20 protein-coding genes are annotated in these 19,538 nt (G+C 70.2%); 3 read left to right on the top strand and 17 right to left on the bottom strand.

Annotation, left to right across the window (positions count from 1 at the left end; genetic code table 11):
• Positions 1-57: 57 nt before the first annotated feature.
• Genes V7004_RS07465 through V7004_RS07450 form a run of 4 tightly spaced genes read right to left on the bottom strand, consistent with a single transcriptional unit; the run spans position 58 to position 3,408 of the window.
• Positions 58-609, bottom strand: a complete 552-nt coding sequence (locus tag V7004_RS07465; RefSeq protein ID WP_334143108.1) for a LemA family protein — start codon at positions 607-609, stop codon at positions 58-60.
• Positions 610-633: 24 nt separating this feature from the next.
• On the bottom strand, positions 634-1,719 hold the full coding sequence (locus tag V7004_RS07460; RefSeq protein WP_334143107.1) for a glycosyltransferase family 4 protein: 1,086 nt from the start codon (positions 1,717-1,719) through the stop codon (positions 634-636).
• A gap of 31 nt (positions 1,720-1,750) precedes the next feature.
• Positions 1,751-2,689, bottom strand: coding sequence for a phosphatidylinositol mannoside acyltransferase (locus tag V7004_RS07455; RefSeq protein WP_334143106.1), 939 nt, complete (start codon positions 2,687-2,689; stop codon positions 1,751-1,753).
• Positions 2,690-2,709: 20 nt separating this feature from the next.
• Positions 2,710-3,408 carry a CDP-alcohol phosphatidyltransferase family protein gene (locus V7004_RS07450; RefSeq protein ID WP_334143105.1) on the bottom strand — a complete coding sequence of 233 codons (699 nt, stop codon included), beginning with the start codon at positions 3,406-3,408 and terminating at the stop codon, positions 2,710-2,712.
• A 164-nt stretch (positions 3,409-3,572) separates the two neighbouring features.
• On the opposite strand from V7004_RS07450, the gene fusA reads away from it, so the two are divergent.
• Together fusA and V7004_RS07440 are read left to right on the top strand one after the other, a co-directional pair.
• Positions 3,573-5,636, top strand: a complete 2,064-nt coding sequence (gene fusA, locus V7004_RS07445) for an elongation factor G (RefSeq protein WP_442968023.1) — start codon at positions 3,573-3,575, stop codon at positions 5,634-5,636.
• A gap of 4 nt (positions 5,637-5,640) precedes the next feature.
• A complete protein-coding gene (locus V7004_RS07440) occupies positions 5,641-6,147 on the top strand; it encodes a hypothetical protein (RefSeq protein ID WP_334143103.1) in 507 nt (168 codons plus the stop codon).
• 6 nt (positions 6,148-6,153) lie between these two features.
• Here V7004_RS07440 and V7004_RS07435 read toward each other — a convergent pair whose 3' ends face one another.
• The 6 genes from V7004_RS07435 to npdG form a co-directional block, all read right to left on the bottom strand.
• Positions 6,154-6,726 carry a hypothetical protein gene (locus V7004_RS07435; RefSeq protein WP_334143102.1) on the bottom strand — a complete coding sequence of 191 codons (573 nt, stop codon included), beginning with the start codon at positions 6,724-6,726 and terminating at the stop codon, positions 6,154-6,156.
• Between the two features lie 45 nt (positions 6,727-6,771).
• A complete protein-coding gene (locus tag V7004_RS07430) occupies positions 6,772-7,302 on the bottom strand; it encodes an HIT family protein (protein ID WP_334143101.1) in 531 nt (176 codons plus the stop codon).
• Positions 7,303-7,309: 7 nt separating this feature from the next.
• Positions 7,310-9,262, bottom strand: coding sequence for a threonine--tRNA ligase (thrS, locus tag V7004_RS07425; RefSeq protein WP_334143100.1), 1,953 nt, complete (start codon positions 9,260-9,262; stop codon positions 7,310-7,312).
• Entirely contained in the window at positions 9,231-10,019 is a 789-nt protein-coding gene (locus tag V7004_RS07420; RefSeq protein ID WP_334143099.1) for a lysophospholipid acyltransferase family protein, read from the bottom strand. Before V7004_RS07420 ends, thrS begins: the two co-directional genes overlap by 32 nt.
• A gap of 66 nt (positions 10,020-10,085) precedes the next feature.
• Positions 10,086-11,273 (bottom strand): cysteine--tRNA ligase, encoded by a 1,188-nt coding sequence (gene cysS, locus V7004_RS07415; RefSeq protein WP_334143098.1) that lies wholly within the window; start codon positions 11,271-11,273, stop codon positions 10,086-10,088.
• Between the two features lie 59 nt (positions 11,274-11,332).
• Positions 11,333-11,995 carry an NADPH-dependent F420 reductase gene (gene npdG, locus V7004_RS07410; protein WP_334143097.1) on the bottom strand — a complete coding sequence of 221 codons (663 nt, stop codon included), beginning with the start codon at positions 11,993-11,995 and terminating at the stop codon, positions 11,333-11,335.
• 108 nt (positions 11,996-12,103) lie between these two features.
• Here npdG and fabI point away from each other — a divergent pair, with 108 nt between their 5' ends.
• Positions 12,104-12,871, top strand: coding sequence for an enoyl-ACP reductase FabI (gene fabI, locus V7004_RS07405; RefSeq protein ID WP_334143096.1), 768 nt, complete (start codon positions 12,104-12,106; stop codon positions 12,869-12,871).
• A 28-nt stretch (positions 12,872-12,899) separates the two neighbouring features.
• Here the strand turns inward: fabI and V7004_RS07400 are convergent, their stop codons facing one another.
• The 7 genes from V7004_RS07400 to V7004_RS07370 all read right to left on the bottom strand — a co-directional run bounded on the left by V7004_RS07400 (position 12,900) and on the right by V7004_RS07370 (position 19,459).
• Positions 12,900-13,256, bottom strand: a complete 357-nt coding sequence (locus tag V7004_RS07400; protein ID WP_334143095.1) for a DUF6285 domain-containing protein — start codon at positions 13,254-13,256, stop codon at positions 12,900-12,902.
• A complete protein-coding gene (locus V7004_RS07395; protein ID WP_334143094.1) occupies positions 13,253-14,191 on the bottom strand; it encodes a phosphotransferase family protein in 939 nt (312 codons plus the stop codon). Before V7004_RS07395 ends, V7004_RS07400 begins: the two co-directional genes overlap by 4 nt.
• A gap of 1 nt (position 14,192) precedes the next feature.
• On the bottom strand, positions 14,193-15,308 hold the full coding sequence (locus V7004_RS07390; protein ID WP_334143093.1) for a murein hydrolase activator EnvC family protein: 1,116 nt from the start codon (positions 15,306-15,308) through the stop codon (positions 14,193-14,195).
• A gap of 138 nt (positions 15,309-15,446) precedes the next feature.
• The gene (locus V7004_RS07385) at positions 15,447-16,502 is read right to left on the bottom strand and encodes a hemolysin family protein (RefSeq protein WP_334143092.1); all 1,056 of its coding nucleotides are present in this window, start codon (positions 16,500-16,502) and stop codon (positions 15,447-15,449) included.
• On the bottom strand, positions 16,499-17,914 hold the full coding sequence (locus V7004_RS07380; protein WP_334143090.1) for a hemolysin family protein: 1,416 nt from the start codon (positions 17,912-17,914) through the stop codon (positions 16,499-16,501). The genes V7004_RS07385 and V7004_RS07380 overlap by 4 nt, the downstream gene beginning before the upstream one ends.
• Complete coding sequence (locus tag V7004_RS07375; protein ID WP_334143089.1) at positions 17,883-18,743, bottom strand: ABC transporter ATP-binding protein; 861 nt, start codon at positions 18,741-18,743, stop codon at positions 17,883-17,885. Before V7004_RS07375 ends, V7004_RS07380 begins: the two co-directional genes overlap by 32 nt.
• Positions 18,740-19,459, bottom strand: a complete 720-nt coding sequence (locus V7004_RS07370) for a sulfite exporter TauE/SafE family protein (RefSeq protein ID WP_334143088.1) — start codon at positions 19,457-19,459, stop codon at positions 18,740-18,742. The genes V7004_RS07375 and V7004_RS07370 overlap by 4 nt, the downstream gene beginning before the upstream one ends.
• Between the last annotated feature and the right edge of the window lie 79 nt (positions 19,460-19,538).

Genomic DNA, 19,538 nt, shown 5'->3' with positions numbered 1-19,538 from the left:
CAGCGCGACGGACCGACGCTTGTTCTGCTTGACCTGTTCGTACAGCGGAGCCCCCGATCAGAACGAGACGCTGACCGGACCCCGCGACTCGTCGTCTGCCTCGAAGAACTCGCGCTCGGTGAAGCGGAACGGGCCCGCGATCAGCAGAGCCGGGAAGGTCTGGATCTTGGTGTTGTACTTGTAGACCTGGTCGTTGTAGTACTGCCGGGCGTACGCGATGCGCCCCTCCGTGCCGGTCAGCTCCTCCTGCAGCGCCAGGAAGTTCTCGTTGGCCTTCAGGTCCGGGTAGGCCTCGGAGACCGCGAACAGCGACTTGAGGGCACCGGTGAGCACGTTCTCAGCCTCGGCCTGCTGGTGCGGCCCCTCCGCCGCGACGGCCATGTTCCGAGCCTGGGTGACCTTCTCGAGCGTCTCCCGCTCGTGAGCGGCGTAGCCCTTCACCGTCTCGACGAGGTTCGGGATGAGGTCGTAGCGCCGCTTGAGCTGGACGTCGATCTGCGCCCACGCGGCGTCGATGCGGTTACGAAGCCGCACGAGGCTGTTGTAGAGGGCGATCACGATGATCACCAGCAGCACGACGATCCCGAGCAGGATCAGTGCGATCAACATCCAGCCATCATACCGACGGGCCGCTCAGGCCATGTCGGCACGCTCGAGCACCTTCGTGTACAGCCCGAGATAGACCTCGGCCAGGTGGTCCATCGAGAACTCGGCCGCCCGGCGCTCGCCGGAGGCCACCAGCTCCTCGGCCAGCTCCCGGTCGGAGAGGATGCGGCGCAGCGCGGCAGCCAGCCCAGCAGCGTCGCCGGGCGGGACCAGCAGAGCGTCCCGACCCTTGCGGGCCACGTTGGCGTAGCCCGGCAGGTCGCTGGCTACGACGGGGGTCTGCGCGGCCATGGCTTCGAGGAGGACCACACCGAACGACTCGCCTCGCAGGGACGGCGCGCAGAACACGTCGGCCGCTCGCATCCGGCGGGCCTTCTCGTGATCTGAGATCCGGCCCAGCCACTCGATGCGCGGATCGCCTGCCGAGCGGGCCTTGAGCTCTGCCGTCTCAGGGCCGTCGCTGCCGACCCACAGCCGCACGGTCGCGGGCAGCTCAGCCATCGCTTCCAGCAGGACGGCCAGCCCCTTACGGGGCTCGTGGCGTCCGACGAAGAAGATGGTGGGGCCGTCAGTGGGCCAGGGCTCGGCCTTGGCGAAGCTGTCGACCTCGACCCCGTTGAACACCACCTCGTACTCCCCGCCCAGGGCGTCGAAGGCCATCCGCTTCGCGTCCTCGGAGACCGCGCAGCGCTGATCGAGCTTGTTGGCGCCCCAGCGCACCAGCGGGTTCAGCCAGCGGTAGGCCGCCGAACCCCCAGCGGCGTGGAACGTGCCCACGAGGGGCTGCGACTTGAACAGCAGCGCGGTCTGGGTCGGGCCCGGGCAGAGCGGTTCGTGCAGGTGGACGATGTCGAACGCCTCGTCGCGCAGTGCCCGGATGGTGCGGAGCTGCGCCGGGATGTCCGGGGCGATCGGTGCGATGGAGCCGTTCGCCGCCGTGGGCAGACTGTTGCCGAGTGGGGTCACCCCGCCGTCCGGGGGCGGCCCGTCGCAAGGGCCCAGCACCCGCGTGTCGTGCCCCATCTGCCGCAAGGCGCGTGCGAGCCCGAGCACCTGGCCTTGGACCCCGCCCGGGACGGTAAGGCTGTACGGGCAGATGACGCCGATGCGCATCGACGTCACGCTACGGGCAGATCGCGCCCGGTCACCAGTGTGAGACCGACCCGCCCGGCCGGGCAGCCGGCTTGCCGATGGCCTTGAGGGCCTCGTGATCGCTCGGCCAGTTGGGCTGCTGGAGGTGCCACTGTTCTGGAGCGACCCGGATCAGATCCTCCAGCTCGCGGGCCAGCCGCTGTGTCCCCCGGACCACATCGGCCCGGAAGCGGCCCTGCCGCTCCAGGGGCAGGGCCGGACGGACGACCCCGACGTGCCGGTGGCCGGTGAAGTAGACGGCGGTGGGGTGGAGCGGGGCGCCGGTCCGCAGCGCGAGAGTCACGGGGCCCGCAGGGAGGGTGGTGCGCTCCCCGAAGAAGTCGACCGCGACCCCGTCGCCGCGGATGTCGCGATCGGCGAGCAGGCAGACCACGTGGCGCTCTTTGATGGCCCGCAGCACCTCGGCCCCAGCCGCCGGGCCCAGCGTGACGATGTTCATCCCCAACGCCTGGCGGAACTGGACGAAGAAGTCGAACAGCTCTCTGGGCTCAAGCGGCTCGACCACCACCGTGACCGGGATCTCCATCACCCGGGTCAGCCAGAATCCCGCCCACTCCCAGCCACCGAGGTGCGGGAGCACGATGATCGGGCCGATGCCCCGCTCGCGAGCCTCCACGAGGTGATCGAAACCCCGGTACTGGAAACCGGCGTCGAGCGTACCCGGTGACACACCGGGCAGGCGGAACGAGTCCACCCAGTAGCGGGCGTAGGAGGCGAACGTGGCCACGACGCAACGGTGCAGGTCCCGCCCCCCGAAGTCGTCGCCGTACACCCGGCGCAGGTTCCGCTCGACGAGCAGGCGTCGCTCCTTCGAGACCTCCGCGGCGATGATGCTGCCGAGCAGGCCGGCAGCATCCGCGACCGGCCGCGGGACGCTGCGGACGAAGTGGTACGCCGCCTTGTACGCGGTGGAGACTGGTTCGATCTTCACGGAGGGGAGGGCGGGCCCCGCTAGCCTCGGCGATCGCGGAACCGCTGCGGCCAGGACGTCGCGACCCGCCGGGTGGCGCGGCTGCGCGAGACCCGCCGCCTGATGCGGCGCTGGCGGGTGGTTGCCGCGATCGGCCGGTCGGCACTCGCCTGGCGCCAGACCTTCATGAACCGCTGCCCGGCGGTGAGCAGCGTGAGCACCAGCATCACGACCAGCACCGGCACGAGCAGCGCATCGAACAGCAAGCCGATGCCCAACAGCGCGAGCCGCTCAGCGCGCTCCATCAACCCGCCTCTGGCGTCGTAGCCGAGCGCTTCCGCCTTGGCCCGCTCGTAGGAGATGAGCATGCTCGCCGCCAGGATCCCCATGGGCAGGACCGGCCAGTACCCGCGGCTGGTGGCCGCGAGGTACCAGGCCACCCCACCCAGCAGGAAGGCATCGGATACCCGGTCCATCACGGAGTCGAAGAATGCGCCCCTCGGTGATGCCGTGCCCGAGGCCTTGGCGACCGCCCCGTCGAGGACATCGGGCACCGCGGTGAGCAGGAGCAGCGCGAAGCCCAACCGGAGCTGCCCGGCGCCGATGGCGACCGCGGCAGCGACGCTCATCACCACGCCGACGGTGGTGAGGTGATCGGCGGTCACGCCCGTTCGACGCAGGCTCGCTCCGACGGGTCGCAGACCCTTCTCGAAGCTGGCCCGCCAGCGTCCGTCGAGCATGTGGTGCTCCTGATCCGGGGACGGGGTTCGGGCCAGGGTACCAGCGGGACGGCCGGTGCGATGGGTTCATGCTCACCGGAGCAGCCGTGCTGACTGCAGCGTACGCTTCCGCGCATCAGCGGTCGCGACTCGGGAGGTCGAGCTTCCCGGGAAAGGGGGAGGCTGTGAAGCCGTTCTCACCTGACAGGATCCGCAACGTGGCCCTGGTGGGCCACGGGGGTGCCGGCAAGACCAGCCTGGCCGAGGCCCTGCTGCTGGAGGCCGGCGCGATCTCCCGCTTCGGTCGGGTGGAGGACGGCACGACCGTGTGCGACTTCGACCCCGAGGAACAGAAGCGGGGCATCTCGATCTCGCTCGCGCTCGCGCCCTTCGAGTGGAAGGGTCACAAGGTCAACCTCATCGACACGCCCGGCTATGCGGACTTCGAGGGGGAGGCACTCGCCGCCCTCCGGGTGGCCGACCTGGCGGTGTTCGTGGTGAGCGCGGTCGAAGGGGTGGAGGTCCAGCATGAGCGGCTCTGGAAGGCGGCCCAGTCGCTCGGCATGCCTCGGATGATCTTCGTGAACAAGCTGGACCGGGAACGGGCCTCGTTCGAGCGGACGCTTGACGAGCTACGCGACCGTTTCGGCGCCGGCGTCGCGCCCCTCGAGCTGCCGATCGGCACCGAAGACTCGTTCCGAGGCGTCGCCGACCTGCTGACCGACCGGGCCTACGTGTATGACGGTGGCCGAGCCACGGTGGAGGAGATCCCCGAGGACATGGAGGACCTGGAGCACCAGGTGCACGACAACCTCGTCGAGGGCATCGTGGTGGCGGACGACGCCCTACTCGAGCGATACCTGGACGGCGACGTGCCCAGCGCCGAGGAGCTTGAGCGGACCCTGGCCGTGGGCGTCGATGAGGCCACGGTGTTTCCGGTGGTGTGCGGGGCGGCGACCGCACGGGTGGCGATCGATCGGCTGGCCGACTTCCTCTGCGAGATCGGTCCGTCCCCGCTCGACCGGCCGCCCATCCCCGTGCAGGCGGGCGAGTCCACCGTCACCGTGTCCCCCGATCCCGGAGCCGCGCCCCTGGCGTTCGTGTTCAAGACGGTGGCCGATCCGTACGTCGGGCAGCTCTCGTTGTTCAAGGTCCTCTCGGGAACCATCAGGCCCGACGACCACCTGCTCAACCCCCGCTCCGGCGCGGACGAGCGACTCCACGGGCTCTTCACGCTGCGCGGCCGCGAGCACCTCGACGTCGCCGAGCTGCCGGCCGGCGACATCGGAGGGGTGGCGAAGCTGAGCGCCACCCGCACGGGCGACACCCTCACCACCAAGGGCACTCCGGTCGTCGTCGAGCCGATCGAGTGGCCCGAGCCGGTGCTGGCCATCGCCGTGCGGGCTCGCACCCAAGCCGACGAGGACAAACTGGCCAACGCGCTGCACCGCCTGGTCGAGGAAGATCCGGCGATCGTCGTCGAGCGTGACGACGAGACCCACCAGACCTTGCTCAAAGGCAGCGGCGAGACCCACCTCCAGATCACCCTCGAACGCCTGGAGCGCAAGTTCGGGGTGAACGTCGACACCGAGGAGGTTCGGGTCGCGTACCGCGAGACCATCACCGCCAGCGCGGAAGCCGAAGGAAAGTACAAGAAGCAGAGCGGAGGGCATGGGCAGTTCGGCGTGGTCACCATCCGGATCGAACCACTCGAGCGCGGCGGCGGATTCGAATTCGTCGACCAGATCGTCGGGGGGGCGATCCCCCGGCAGTTCATCCCAGCGGTCGAGAAGGGCATCGAGGAGACGATGGCTGAGGGAGGGGTGCACGGCTTCCCGGTCGTGGATGTGCGGGTCGTCTGCATCGACGGCAAGTACCACTCGGTCGACTCCTCGGAGATGAGCTTCAAGATGGCCGGCCGCCTGGCCTTCAGGGAGGCCATGGCCAAGGCCTCACCGGTGATCCTGGAGCCGATCTCGCTGCTCGAGGTCACCGTCCCCTCCGAGCTGCAGGGCGACGTGATGGGGGACCTCAACAGCCGCCGCGCCCGGGTCCAGGGCACCGAGATGGCCGACACCGGAGAGCAGACGATCGTGGCGCTGGTCCCGACCTCCGAGCTGCGCCGCTATGCGATCGACCTGCGCTCGAAGACCGGGGGCCGCGGCCGGTTCCGGGCTCGCCACGACCACTACGACATCCTCCCCCCGAACCTGGTGGCCACGGTGGCCGCCGAGGGCACCACGAGCTGAGACCATGGCTGCACTCGACCTGTCCCACCTCACCCCTCCGGATGCGGTGGCCGCGCTGCGTTCCTACCCCCGGCGGTTCCGGTCGCTGATCCGGCCCCTCGCCGACGACGAGGACATCGACGAGATCGCGCACCGCGCCGGGCGCGACGGGCGCTCGGTGATGCAGGTGGTCTCCGACCTCACCCGCACCTTCGTGCTCCTCGAACATGCCCTCCAGCAGATCGCGATGGACGACGAGCCGCTGTTGCACCCCGCGGTGCTCGAGCCCGGGTCACGCCACTGGGAGACCGAGCCACCCGCGTCGGTCGATGAGGCGCTCACCCTGCTCGCCGACGCCGCCGACGCGCTCGCCGAGCGGACCTCGACACTACCGGGGAAGGCCTGGCAGCGAACCGCCCCGGTTGCGGGCGGTGGAACGGTCACGGCGCTGGGAGTGATCCGGGATGCAGTGGGCGCCGGCCGGGACGGCCTCGACGAGGTCGAGCGGATCCTGCGGGAGGTCCGGGGCTGACGCTGCTCAGGGTCGGAGGTCGCTCCAGTCCTCGGGGTTGTCCTCCACGAACCACTCCACGACGTCGCCGTTGACACCGTCGATCAGCACGAGCCCCCGCTTCTCCGGGGGGTCCTCGGCTGAATACAGCAAGATCCGCCAGGTGGGCCGGCTGAGCAGACCCCGCCAACCCATCTGTGCCGACGCGTGACCGACCGGGAACCCGACCTGGCGGGTGGCTGCCACCAGGGCATCACGCTCATCGACATCGAGATCCCATCCGGTGACGAAGCTGTACAGCCCCACCAGCGCCAGACCGACGGCTGCAGCCAGGAAACCGCTGTTGACGAGGACGGGCTCGCCGCCACGGGTGGCGACCCACAGGCCGACACAGACCGCCGAGATGACCCAGTAGAGGATGGCGGGGATTCGGCGCCGGTTGTTGTTCGGGAACAGGTACGGGCCGACGTAGCCGGAGGCGTCGAGATCTGCAGGGAGCGCGTCACGGATGTCCGCGTCGGAGAGCGGCTCCGTCCGCGACGGCTCACGCTCGGCGGGCGGCTGCGGAGAAGATGTCGGCTCGTCGGGCTCGTCGGACATGGTGGTTGCGACGGTATCGGCCGGGCTGGTCGGACGCACCTCTGCTCAGGCCCCGGAGGCGGTGGTGGGCCAGGCGTCACGTAGCTTCCTCCAGCTCACCGGCAGGGCCTCGGGTATGACTCGGGTCTCGGCGACCGCGGTCATGAAGTTCGTGTCGCCGTGCCAGCGGGGCAGCACGTGGACGTGGAGGTGCTCGGGGACCCCAGCGCCGGCAGCGCGCCCCAGGTTCATGCCGATGTTGACCCCGTCGCAGCGGTAAGCCCGCTTGATCGCCGCCACCGCGTCGCGCACCTCCAGCCAGAGGTCGCGCATCTCGGAGTCGTCGAGCTCCTCCAGCTCGGCCACCGCCCGATTGGGGAGCACGAGGAGATGCCCGCTCGTGTACGGGTAGGCGTTGAGGATCGACGAGCACCGCTCGCCCCGATGGACGACGAAGGTCTCCTCGTCGGGCTGCCCGCCGTGGAGAATGCGCTCGAACAACGATCCGTCGGCGCGCTCCTCTTCGAGCCCTCCCGACGTAGCGGAATCGAGGTAGGCACTTCGCCAGCCCGCCCAGAGATGATCGATCCCACCCATGGGCTGCTCAGACGTGTCCGACCACGTCCGCCGCGAGCCGCTCGATGAAGTCATCCACCGCGACCCCCCGCTCGACGTCCCCGCCGCGCGGGTTCACGCCCACCGTGCCGTGCTCGACATCGTCGTCGCCGACGACCAGTACGTAGGGGATCTTCTCGAGCTTCGCCTTGCGGATCCTGCCGCCCAACGGCTCCGCGGCGTCGACGAAATCGGCACGAAAGCCCTCGGCCACCAGCCGGTCGACCAGTCGATGGGCATAGACGTCGTGGTCGTCACGCACCGGCAGCACCCGCGCCTGCACCGGTGCCAACCAGGCGGGAAACGCGCCGGCGTAGTGCTCAAGGAGGACGGCGAAGAAACGCTCGACCGACCCGAACAGCGCCCGGTGGATCATGATCGGGCGGTGGCGCTCTCCGTCGGGCCCCACGTACTCGAGACCGAAGCGCTGCGGGAGCATGAAGTCGACCTGAATGGTCGAGATCTGCCAGGTGCGACCGATGGCGTCGCGCGCCTGCACAGAGATCTTGGGGGCGTAGAACGCGCCCCCTCCCTCGTCGAGGACCAGGTCGAGCCCCATCGACTCGGCCGCCTGGCGGAGCGCCTCGGTGGCCTCCTCCCACTCCTCGACGGTACCCACCGCCTTGCCTTCCGGCCGGGTCGAGAGCTCGAGGTAGAAGTCGTCGAGGCCGTAGTCGCGCAGCAGATCCAGGACGAACGTGAGCAGCGAGCGCAGCTCGTCGGGCATCTGCTCTTTCGTCGTGAAGATGTGGGCGTCGTCCTGCGCGAACCCGCGAGCTCGGGTCAGCCCGTGCACGACGCCCGACTTCTCGTACCGGTACACCGTCCCGAACTCGAAGAGCCGCAGCGGCAGCTCACGGTAGGAGCGCAGGCGGCTCTTGTAGATGAGGATGTGGAACGGGCAGTTCATCGGTTTGAGGTAGTACTCGGTGCCCTCGTCGAGCTCCATGGGCGGGTACATGCCTTCGGCGTACCACTCGAGGTGACCGGACGTCTCGAAGAGGCTGGCTTTGCTGATGTGCGGCGAGTACACGAACTCGTAGCCGGCCTGCTCGTGGCGGGTGCGGCTGTAGTCCTCCATGATGCGACGCACCACTCCTCCCTTGGGGTGGAACACCGCCAGCCCGGAGCCGATGTTCTCCGGGAACGAGAAGAGATCGAGCTCGACGCCGAGCCTGCGGTGATCCCGCTTCTCGGCCTCGGCGAGCCGGGTGAGGTAGTCGTCGAGATCCCTCTTCGTGGCCCATGCGGTGCCGTAGATGCGCTGCAGCATGGGGTTGCGTTCATCTCCGCGCCAGTACGCGCCGGCGACCCGCATGAGCTTGAAATGACCGAGGCGACCGGTGTGGGGCACGTGCGGCCCGCGGCACAGGTCGATGAACCGGGGTGGGTTCTCGTAGGTCCGGACGAGCCCTCGCTCGGTGGCCGACGTCGGGTCCTCCGCCGCGCCCCGGATGATCTCGCATTTGTACTTGTGGTCGCGGAAGATCTCGAGGGCCTTCTCCTCGGGGACCTCGTCGCGGATGAAGGGCTGCTCCTCCGCGATGATCTCGCGCATGCGGGCCTCGATGCGCTCCAGGTCGTCCGGGCTGAACGTGGCCCCGCCGGGTAGCTCGAAGTCGTAATAGAACCCGTTCTCGACCGGTGGGCCGATGGCGAAGGTGGCACCGGGGAACAGGTCCAGCACGGCCTGCGCGAGCACGTGCGCGGTGGAGTGACGGATCGTGTAGAGCCCTCGCTCGCTGGTGTCGGTGATGATGGCCACCTCGTCGCCGTCAGCGAGCGGCCAGACCAGGTCCCGCTCCACCCCGTTGACGTTCGCGATCACCGCAGCCTTGGCCAGCCGAGGCCCGATCGCCGCCGCGAGATCACCGGCGGTCGAGCCCGTCGGGAGCGTCTTCGCGGTCCCGTCAGGCAGCGTGATCGTGATCTGGTCGGCCATAGACCGCGGAGCCTACCTGGAGGCTCTCCCCGCTCCCGACGCCATTCCCCGAGAGGTGGGCCACCCGACCCGGCTCGCTCGGTACGCCCTCGCTGCGCTTGGTGGCATAGGTGTCGACGTACTCCTGTCCCGACAGCTCACGGATCTCGTACATGACTTCATCGGTGATCTGACGGAGTAGGAGTCGATCGCCAGCCCGGTCGCGGTAGCGGCTGACGTCGATGGGCCGGCCGATGCGTACCCGCATCATCTTGAACGGCTTGGGCAGTGGGGCGTCCGGCGGCTGGACCTCCGCGGTGCCCTGGAGGCCCACCGGGAAGATGGGCGCACCCGTCCGCAAGGCCAACCGAGCCACCCCGGTGTGTCCCCGGTGCAGCTTGCCGTCGCGCGAGCGGGTGCCTTCCGGATAGATGCCGAAGAACTCACCCCGCTCCAGCACGCTCGCCGCCGCGGCCAACGCCGCCTCCGCCGCCGATCCACCGGAGCGGTCGATCGGGATCATCCCGAGCGCCGGGAACAGGTATCGCGTCTTCCAGCTGTCGAGGTACTCGGCCTTGCCGACGAAGGTGATGCGCCGAGGCAGCACCGCGCCCAGCACGAAGTGATCGATCACCGACAGATGGTTAGGGGCGAAGATGGCGGGCCCACGCTCCGGGACCTGCTCGAGGCCCTCCGCCTCGATGCGCCACAGGAAACGGAAGCACGGCCGGAGGATCGCTCTCGCCACCGGATAGAGCTGCCCGACCTCCGATCCCATGGGGCCGATTCTCCCACAGCCCATGCCGGGACGCTCCGGCCGAGCCTGATCCCGCTGCGGCTCGGCTCACAGCTCGACACCGAGGAGCGCCGCGGCAGGTCCCACGTTCTCTCCCCGACTGGCCGCCGCGTCCAGGGCAGCCACCGCCCGGGGGGTGTCGAGATCATCGTCGAGAGCGGCGCGCACCTCCGCCAGAGTCTCCTCGCTGGCGGTCGACGCCCGTGCGGCCGTCGCCGCCTGCCAGCGCTCCAGGCGCTCCGCGGCCTCGGGCATGAGGTCGTCCGTCCAGTCCCAGCTGTGCCGGTAATGGTGCTGGATGCAGGCCAACCGGATGGCCCGGGGGTCGAAGCTCTTCAACAGGTCGCTCACGAAGACCAGGTTGCCGAGCGACTTGGACATCTTCTCGCCACCCATCCGCACCATCGCCTGGTGCATCCAGTGACGCACGAAGCGCTGACCGGTCGCCGCTTCCGACTGGGCGGCCTCGCATTCGTGGTGCGGGAAGATCAGATCCGATCCGCCGCCGTGCAGGTCGATCGTCGTGTCGAGCTCGCGCAGCGCGAGTGCCGAACACTCGATGTGCCATCCCGGACGGCCTGGGCCCCACAGCGACTCCCACGCGGGCTCACCTTCGGCCGACGGCTGCCACAGGACGAAGTCGAGTGGGTCGCGCTTGTTCGGATCATCGGGATTGCCCCCGCGCTCCGCCGCCAACCGGAGCATCTCCTCCCGGGACAGATGGCTGATCTGCCCGAATCGCTCGAAGGAGCTGACGTCGAAGTAGACCGCGCCCCCACTCTGGTAGGCGTGGCCTCGGTCGAGGACCATGCCGATGAAGCCGCGGATGTCGGCGATGGCGGAGGTGGCCCGAGGCTCGCTCCAGCACGGCAGCACGTCGAGAGCTTCCATGTCGGCGTCGAAGCGCGCTGTCTCGGCCGCGGCCAGGTCGAGGTAATGGACGCCCAGCTGGCGCGCCTTGCGAAGAATGTCGTCGTCCACGTCGGTGACGTTGCGCACGCAGCGGGTCTCGTGCCCCCGGTCCCGCAACCGGCGTTGCAGCACGTCGTAGGTGAGGTAGGTCGCGGCGTGACCGATATGGGTCGCGTCGTAGGGGGTGATGCCGCAGGTGTACATGGTGACCACTCGCCCCGGCTCGAACGGCACGATGGCCTGGCGGGCGGTGTCGTACAGGCGCATGGGCGCCAAGTCACGCCACGGCTCGTCGCGCCGGGTGCTGCCGTCACGGGATCCCATCGCCGGCAGGGTACCGGCGCCATCACGCGCCGGGCGACCTCCCACGTTGGGCGCGACGGTCAGTGATCGACGTTGATGCCGGTGAAACGCACCGCGGCCCGGGTCTTGTAGCGGATGTTCAGCTGCAGCAGGACCGCAGCGAAGGCCTCGATCGGCGCCGCGTTCGACAGCTCGCCCGCGTCGAGCGGACGGAGATCGGGGATCTTCGAGACGATGTCGATGGTCGTCTCCGTGGCCGCCGGATGATCGGAGCACACGAGCACATCGCTCTCGACCGCGCCATTGAGGTCACCCAGCTCCTTGGCCGGCACGTGGTGCAAGGCCGCGGCAACCCGCGATCGCGGCACGGCGGCCTGAACCGACGCGGCCACGGAGCCACGCGGGGGCACCAGCGGTTGGAACTCGTGGCCCACCTTCGCCAAGGCATTGGCCATCGAGATCACGACCTTGCCCTGGAGCTGCCTGGCCACCGACTTGGCGGTGGCTGCCGCGGCATCCCACGGCGTGGCGATCACCACGACCTCGGCGGCGGCGGCTCCTTCGTTGTCGGCCGCGTCGATGGCGAGGCTCCGGCCCTCCCAGCGGGACACCAGACCGTCGCGCACCTCCATGGCCCGGTACTTCGACCGCGAGCCGACCACCACCTCGAAGCCCACCGATGCCAGGCGCGCTGCGAGACCGCTACCCGCCGGACCGGTTGCACCAAGAATCCCGATCTGCACACCGTCACCCTAGGCGATGACCCGACGCAGCGGTCCAACCCCTGACGACGAGTCAGGCATTCCCGCCCGGCCGGTAACGTGCCCTTCACCGTCGCGGTCGGAGGTCTCATGGGTCTGCTGGAAGGAAAGCGTCTCGTCATCACCGGTGTGCTCACCGAGGCGTCGCTGGCGTTCGGAGTGGCGAAGCTCGCCCAGGAGCAAGGCGCGCAGCTGGTGCTCACCAGTGTCGGCAAGGTGATGAAGAACACCAGGCGCGCCGCGTCGAAACTGCCGGTCGAGCCCGAAGTGCTCGAGTTCGACGCCACCGATGCGTCACACCCCGGTCAGCTGCGCGAGCAGCTCGCCCATCGATGGGGTCGGGTCGACGGCGCGCTGCACGCCATCGGCTTCGCTCCGCCGGTGTGCCTGGGCGGCACCTTCCTCGATGCCACCTGGGAGGACGTCGGTGTGGCCCTGAATGTCTCCGCATACTCCTTGAAAGCGCTTGCCGACGCGGTGGCGCCGCTGATGAGCGCGGGCGGGTCGATCGTCGCCCTCGACTTCGACGCCACCGTGGCCTGGCCCGCCTACGACTGGATGGGAGTGGCGAAAGCTGCGCTCGAGTCCACCGCCCGCTATCTGGCCCGCTACCTCGGCCCCCAGGGGATCCGGGTGAACCTCGTCGCCGCCGGTCCCATCAAGACCGTCGCCGCCCGTTCGATCCCCGGCTTCTCCACCTTCGAGGACGTGTGGGCCGACCGCGCCCCTCTGGGTTGGAACGTCAAGGACGCCGACGCGGTCTCGAAGGCGTGTGTCGCGCTCCTCTCGGACTGGTTCCCCCTGACCACCGGCGAGATGCTCCACGTCGACGGCGGGTACCACGCCACGGGCGCCTGAGCCCTCCGGCGGACACCCCGGGGGGCGATCAACCGCGGTCTTCTGGCTCCAGGTAGTCCGGGTTGGCCACTCGCAGCTTGTCGAGCACGCTGTCGTGGATCATGGCCTTGATCTCCTCGTAGCGCGAGTCGAGCACGCCGGCGCGGATCGCGGCCGCGAGCTCCGCGTCACTCGTGAAGCCCACCTGCTCGAGACGCCGGGCGTGGGCCTCCGCCATCACCGGGCCTTCGGCGAGCTCGCGCTCCACCATCCTCAACACGTTCACGGCCACCCGCACGTGAAACCGCACCTGCCCATCGGTCACATCGAGCACGTCGCGCTCGAGCAGCTCGCGGACCGCCTCCACCAACTCCGCTGCCGTGGGTCGATCGTGGGGTGCGCTCACGGGAGCATCCTCAGCAGGTCGTACTCGGTCTCACAGACCCGCCGCCCGATCGCGGCCAGCTCGACCGACCGGCTGGCACCGCTCAGGTGCGCGGACGTCTGCAGCAGGCAGATGACGCCCCACCGTAGGGTGCCGAGGACCTGCCACCAGTACAGCGCCTCCCGGTCCACGGGCAGGCCACCCGCCGCCTCGTAGCCGGCGAGCAGCTCGTCGAGCGAGCCCAAGCCGGCGACCTCCGCGGCTCCTCCGAAGCGCCAGGCCCGGATGGTGAACCACCCGAGGTCGGCCAGGGGATCGCCGAGGTGGGCCAGCTCCCAGTCGAGCACCGCCACCAACCCCTGGGGGGCCACGAGGAGGTTGCCGAGCCGGAAGTCGCCGTGGACCACCGACGGCGTGGCGGGCGGCGGGCGGTTAGCCCCCAACCAGCGAAACGCCAGCTCGAACGCGGGGTGCGCCTCGCCGAGCACGTCCACCAGGTGCCGCAGCTCTCCCAACTGGTCCTGCACGCGCAGCCGGGGGGCATCCTGCGCCGAGAGACGGTGGATGCGGGCCAGCGCCGCCGCGCACTGCCCGACGAGGACCCCCCGGGCGGTGGCGAAGCGGTCATCGCGCAGAATCCGCCGGGCGACGGTCTCCCCTTCCAGCCGTTCCGTCACGATGAACGGCGCGCCGAGGATGCTCGGGTCATCCGATGCCGTCACCACCGAGGCCACGGGGACACCCGCTCGCGACGACGCGGACAGCAGCTCCGCCTCGGCCTCCATGGAGAACGATCCGGCGACCGGACCCGGTCGCACCCGTTGCAGGATCAACGACCGGCCGTCGAGCTCGAGACCGAAGGTCTCGCGCGAGGCGCCGCCGGAGAGCCGGCGGAGATCCCCGACCTCGCCCCCCAGGTAGCTACCGAGCGCGCTCGCCAGCTCAGCCGGCTCCACTTCAGCAGTACCTGGCCACGGTGGGATAGGGGTTCACCGGTCTGCCGTAGCCACCGATGTGGATCTCGAAGTGCAGGTGCGTACCGGTGCCCCTGGCGTCACCGGTGTCGCCCACGTAGCCGACCACCGTTCCCGCGGGGAGCCGGCCGTCGACCCCGGCGTAGGAGTCGAGGTGGGCGCCGTAGTACCAGTTGCCGTCGTCGCCCTGAAGACGGAAGGTGAGCCCTCCGATGCCACCGGTCTTCAGCTGCACCACCCCGCTGACCGGGGTCACCACCGGAGTGCCTCGCGGGGCCATGATGTCGACCCCTTGGTGGGCCCGCCCGCCGGGCCGTGGGGCCCCCCAGGAGTCGACGAACGTCCGAGCGCCCTGCACCGGGCAGATCCACGGCCCGCCACCGGTGACGGGAGGGGCGACCGTTGGCGGCGGTGGTGCGGGTCGCGTGCTCCCGGTCCCGCTGGTGGCGGGGGTGCCACCGCGGGTGCCGCCTGCGGTGGTCGGCTGTCCCGCTCCGGATCTGCTCGCCCGGTCCGCGGTGGCTCGCCGTGCGGCCTCTTCCGCTGCTCGGCGCTCCGCATCGATCCGCTGCGCTTCCTGCCGCTCGAGCTCGGCCAGCTCCCGGTCGAGCTTCTCGCGCTGGCGCTGCATCGCCTGCAGCTTGGCCTGCTGATCGTGCTGGCGGGCGGCGAGCTCCGCGGCGGCTCGCTCGAGCCGGGCCTTCGTGGCCCGGTACTCGTCGATCGCGTCGGCATCGCTCTGGGTCACGAATCGGGCCAGGGCCCGGGCGCGCTCCTGCTCGTTGATGTCCACACCCAGCAGCAGCTCGACATCGCTGCCCGAGCTCGTGTACCGCGCCACAGCCACGTGCCGGACCCGGTCCCGCAGCCCCTCGAGCCGGCTCTCGGCGTCCGCCCGCTCGGATTCGAGCCGGTTGACCTGCGCGTCGAGCTCCCCGAGCTCAGCCTCGATCCGGGCGAGCTGCCGGGTGGTCTCGGTCGCCCGCCGGCGGGCCTCCGTGAGCCCGGGCGTCTGCTCGGCGGCAGCCGGCTGGGCCGCCACGAGCAGCAGGGCGAGCACGACGGTCAGCGCGAGGGGTCCGGAGGCGGCGCCACGCACGGCGCGCGAGGCTAGCGCACCCGTGGCTCACGTTGTCCAGGTGGCGCATGTTGCTCCTGTGGCAAGAGTTGGCCATGAGGCAGGAGCACGGGGTCCTTCCCGGCAGAGGTCGGAGGCGGCACGACCGGGCATCAGCGGTCAGGGGCGCTTCGGCGCGGGCCGGTCGGACTCGTCGAGGATGTCGCCCACCAACTCCTCGAGGAGGTCCTCCAGGGTGACCAGGCCCGCGGTGCGACCATCCGGGTCCCGAACCACGGCCACATGGACCCTCGCCCGCCGCATGCCGAGGAGGAGGTCCTCGAGCGAGCGGTCGCAGGGCACGTCGAGCATGCGCCTGACCAGGCGCAGCGGCACCGGCCGCGACGCGGCCTCCGACGGCACGGTGAGCAGGTCCTTGGCGTGGATGAACCCGCGGACGTCGTCGAGGTCCCGACCGGTGACCAGCAACCGTGAGTGGCCGCGCTCGAGCACCACCCGCTCGGCGTCGGCCACGCTGGTGCCGATCGAGATCGACGCGATCCGCTCCCGGGGCACCATCACCGCTGAGACGTCACGACCCCCGAAATCGAGCACGCCAGCCATGAGGTCGGCGGCGAAGTCTTCGATCACGCCTTCCTCGCGTGAGGTGGCGACCATGAGCGCCAGCTCCTCGGCGGTATGACCCACCGCCAGCTCTCGGCGTGCCCGCACCCCCAGCAGGCGCAGGCCGCCATTGGCCAGCGCGGTCAGCACGGCCACGATCGGACCGAACAGGAACAGGTACACCCGGTCGAGCGGAGCGAGCCGGAGCAAGGTGCGCTCCGGATCGACGATGGCCACGTTCTTCGGCACCATCTCCCCCACCACCAGGTGGAAGAAGACCACGATCACCAGCGCGATCCCCAAGGCGATGGAGTGGGCGAGCGCTTCGGAGGCGCCGGTGATCTCCACCAGCGGTGTGATCAGCTCGGCCACCGCTGGTTCGGCCACCACGCCGAGCCCGAGTGACGCCATGGTGATGCCGAGCTGGGCGCCGCCGAGCTCCCGGTTGAGGTCGGTGAGCGCCGCCATGGCGCGCTCGGCCCGGCGATCCCCGGCCGCGGCCAGCTCCTGGAGCTTGGTGCGGCGGGAGCCGACCACCGCGAACTCCACCGCTACGAAGAAGCCGTTGGCGAGCAGCAGGGCCACCGTCGCGGCGAAGGACCAGACGTTCATCGCCTCCCCGGCCCTTCCGCCTGCGGTTCCTCGCCGGGTCCCACGACGGCCACCTCGGCGATCCGCCGGCGGTCCATGGCCACGACGGTGAGGGTCCAACCGTCCCAGCTCACCTGCTCGCCCACCTCGGGAATGTGGCCCAACCGGTCGAGCACGAAGCCGGCGAGCGTGTCGAAGCTCCCCTCGGGCACTTCGAATCCGGTCGCGTCGTAGACCTCGTCGCGGTGCAGCGCCCCCGACAGGACCCACTCCCCTGGGCCGCGCACCCGGGTGAGGCGCGGGGTGACGGTGTCGTACTCGTCGTCGATCTCACCGACGATCTCCTCGATGATGTCCTCGAGGGTGATGATCCCTGCCGTCCCGCCGTACTCGTCGACCACCACCGCGAGGTGCTGGCGGCGGGAGCGCATGTCGAACAGGACGTCCTCGAGCTCCCGGCTCTCCGGCACGGTGAGCACGTCGGTCATCAGCGAGCCCACCCCCGTGGTCGCTCGTTGGGACCGGGGCACGGTGTGCGCGGCTCGAACGTGTACCACGCCCCGGATGTCGTCGAGGTCCGCGCCATACACCGGGAAGCGCGAATGCCCGGTCTCGGCCGAGGCGGCCACCAGGTCCGCAACCGTGCCGTCGAGCGGGATGGCCCGCACCGAGGTTCGTGGCACCAGCGCGTCGGCCGCGGTCTTGCGACCGAACCGGATCGACCTGGTGAGCAACGTCGACGCGGAGCCGGCGAGCGTGCCCTCCTGCTCGGACGCCGCCACGAGCAGCTCGAACTCCGGGAGGGTGCGGACCCGCGAGAGCTCCTCGCGGGGTTCCATGCCCAGACGCCGCACGGTCCAGTTGGCTGCCCCGTTGAGTGCCCTGATGAGCGGTCCGAAAACAGTGCCATAGGCCGTGAGGAAGGGTGCGAGCACCCGGCTGGTGCGCTCGGGATGCGCGATGGCGAGACCCTTCGGCATCAGCTCACCGACGATCATCTGGACGATGGTGGCCAGCACGAAGCCCACGGTGACCGCCAGCCCGCGAACCGCTCCGGTGTCGCCCACGATCGGTTCCAGCGCCGGCCGCAACACCTCGGCGAGAACCGGCTCGGCGAGGAAGCCGATCACCAGTGATGTCACCGTGATCCCGAGCTGGGCGCCCGCGAGATGGAACGACAGCCGCCGCAACAGAGCCCGCACCAACCGGGCTCGCCGACTGCCGGCCTCGACCTGCCGGTCGATCCGGCTCCGGTCCACAGCCACGAGCGCGAACTCGGCCGCGACGAACACCCCGTTGGCGACGATCAGCAAGCAGACGGCCAGCAGGCCGAGCGCGAGGTTGATCGGTGCACTCCGTGGCCGGGGGCAGGTCGCCGCCAGCGTACCAACGCCCGACTCCTCAGCTGGCAGGGCGAACGCGTGCTTCAGCACGCGTTTCGCCTGCCGGTTCGCGTCGGGCGCGGGCGCTCAGCCGGCCCGAGGTCGGATCGCGCTCCAGCTGCACCGCCATCCCCATACACACCGAGAGCGCCTCGGCCGTGAGCACCTCCCGGATCGCACCGCAGGCCTGCACCCGGCCACCGGAGAGCAGCAAGGCATGGGTGAAACGGGGCGGGATCTCCTCCACGTGGTGGGTGACGAGCACCGTGGGCGGCGTCGTGGGATCGGCCGCCAGGTCGTCGAGGCTGGCCACCAGCTCCTCCCGACCCGGCAGGTCGAGCCCCGCCGTCGGCTCGTCGAGCAGCACCAGATCGGGCTGGCCCATCAGCGCGCGGGCCAGCAGCACCCGCTGGCGCTCACCGGACGAGAGGGAGCCGAGCCCGTGGGTCGCCCTCGTGCCCACCCCCATCCGGTCGAGCAGCTCGGCGGCTCGCGCCCGGTCGGCGTCGCCGTAGGTATGCCACCACGGCTCGAGGGCGGCGTACCGCCCAGTCATCACCACATCGAGTGCGGTGAGGCTCGGGCGCAGGTGATCGGCCAAGCCGGCACTGGCCACGCCGATACGCCCGCGCAGGCGCCGGACATCGGCGCGTCCGAGCTGTTGGCCGAGCACCCGCACCTGCCCGCTCGTGGGATGCAACCACAGCGAGGCGATACGCAGGAGCGAGGTCTTGCCGGAGCCGTTCGGGCCGAGGACAACCCATCGCTCACCGGAGCGCACGACCCAGTCGACGGCATCGAGGATCACCTGGCCGTCGCGAACCAGCGACACGCTCCGCAGCTCGACGGCGGGATCCCTCCCGGACCCTGGAGCGCTCATGCCAGTGACCGAGCCAGGACCGCGAGGGCGGCGATGGCCGAGAGGATGAGCACCGACCGGCGGGCCACGACCCCATCGACGTGGCGGGACACCCATCCCGACGCGAGGAACCCGACGACCGCCCCCGGCAGCAGGACGGCAGCGTCGACGAGCTCCCGGCCGCCGACCTGACCGACCGCCACCAGGAACCCCAACGAGACCAGGCAGGACACGGTGAAGTACCGGGCGAGTGCCGCCCGCAGGTCGGGACCGCTGCGACCCTGTAACGCCAGCGCGATCGGCGGTCCTCCGGCGCCCACCGTCGATTGCATCACCCCGGAAAGGCTGCCGGCGGCGAAGAGCACTGGTGGGGTGGGCTCAGCCCGTAGGCCCGAGATGGAAAGGGCAACCGCGACCAGGATCATGGCGCCGAAGACCACCCCCAGCACGTGGTCGTCGGCGGCCAGGGCGAGCAGGCCAGCACCCATCAGCGCGCCGGGGATCTGGCCGGCGATGGGCCAGGCCACTGCGCGCCAGAGATGACTGCCGCGTTCCCGCCGGAGCATGAGGATGTTGAGGATCAGCGCGGCGAGGATGAGCGGTGCCGGCACGAAAGTGGGGTCGATCAGGGCGAGCAACGGTGCCGCGACCAGCGCGGCACCGAATCCCACTGATCCTTGAACGGCCGCACCGGCGGCCATGACGGTGGCGGCGGCGAAGAACGTGAACGGGCTCAAGCCTGCGAGTGTGCCACCGTGACCCATCCGTCACGAAACGGCACCCCCTTCGTTCTGGCAGGTCGAACGCGTGCCGGAG

It is taken from the genome of Rhabdothermincola sp., assembly GCF_036846205.1.
Lineage (GTDB): Bacteria > Actinomycetota > Acidimicrobiia > Acidimicrobiales > Acidimicrobilacustridaceae > Rhabdothermincola.
Note: the sequence above shows the minus strand (reverse complement) of the source record. Positions and strands in the feature narration are given on the sequence as shown.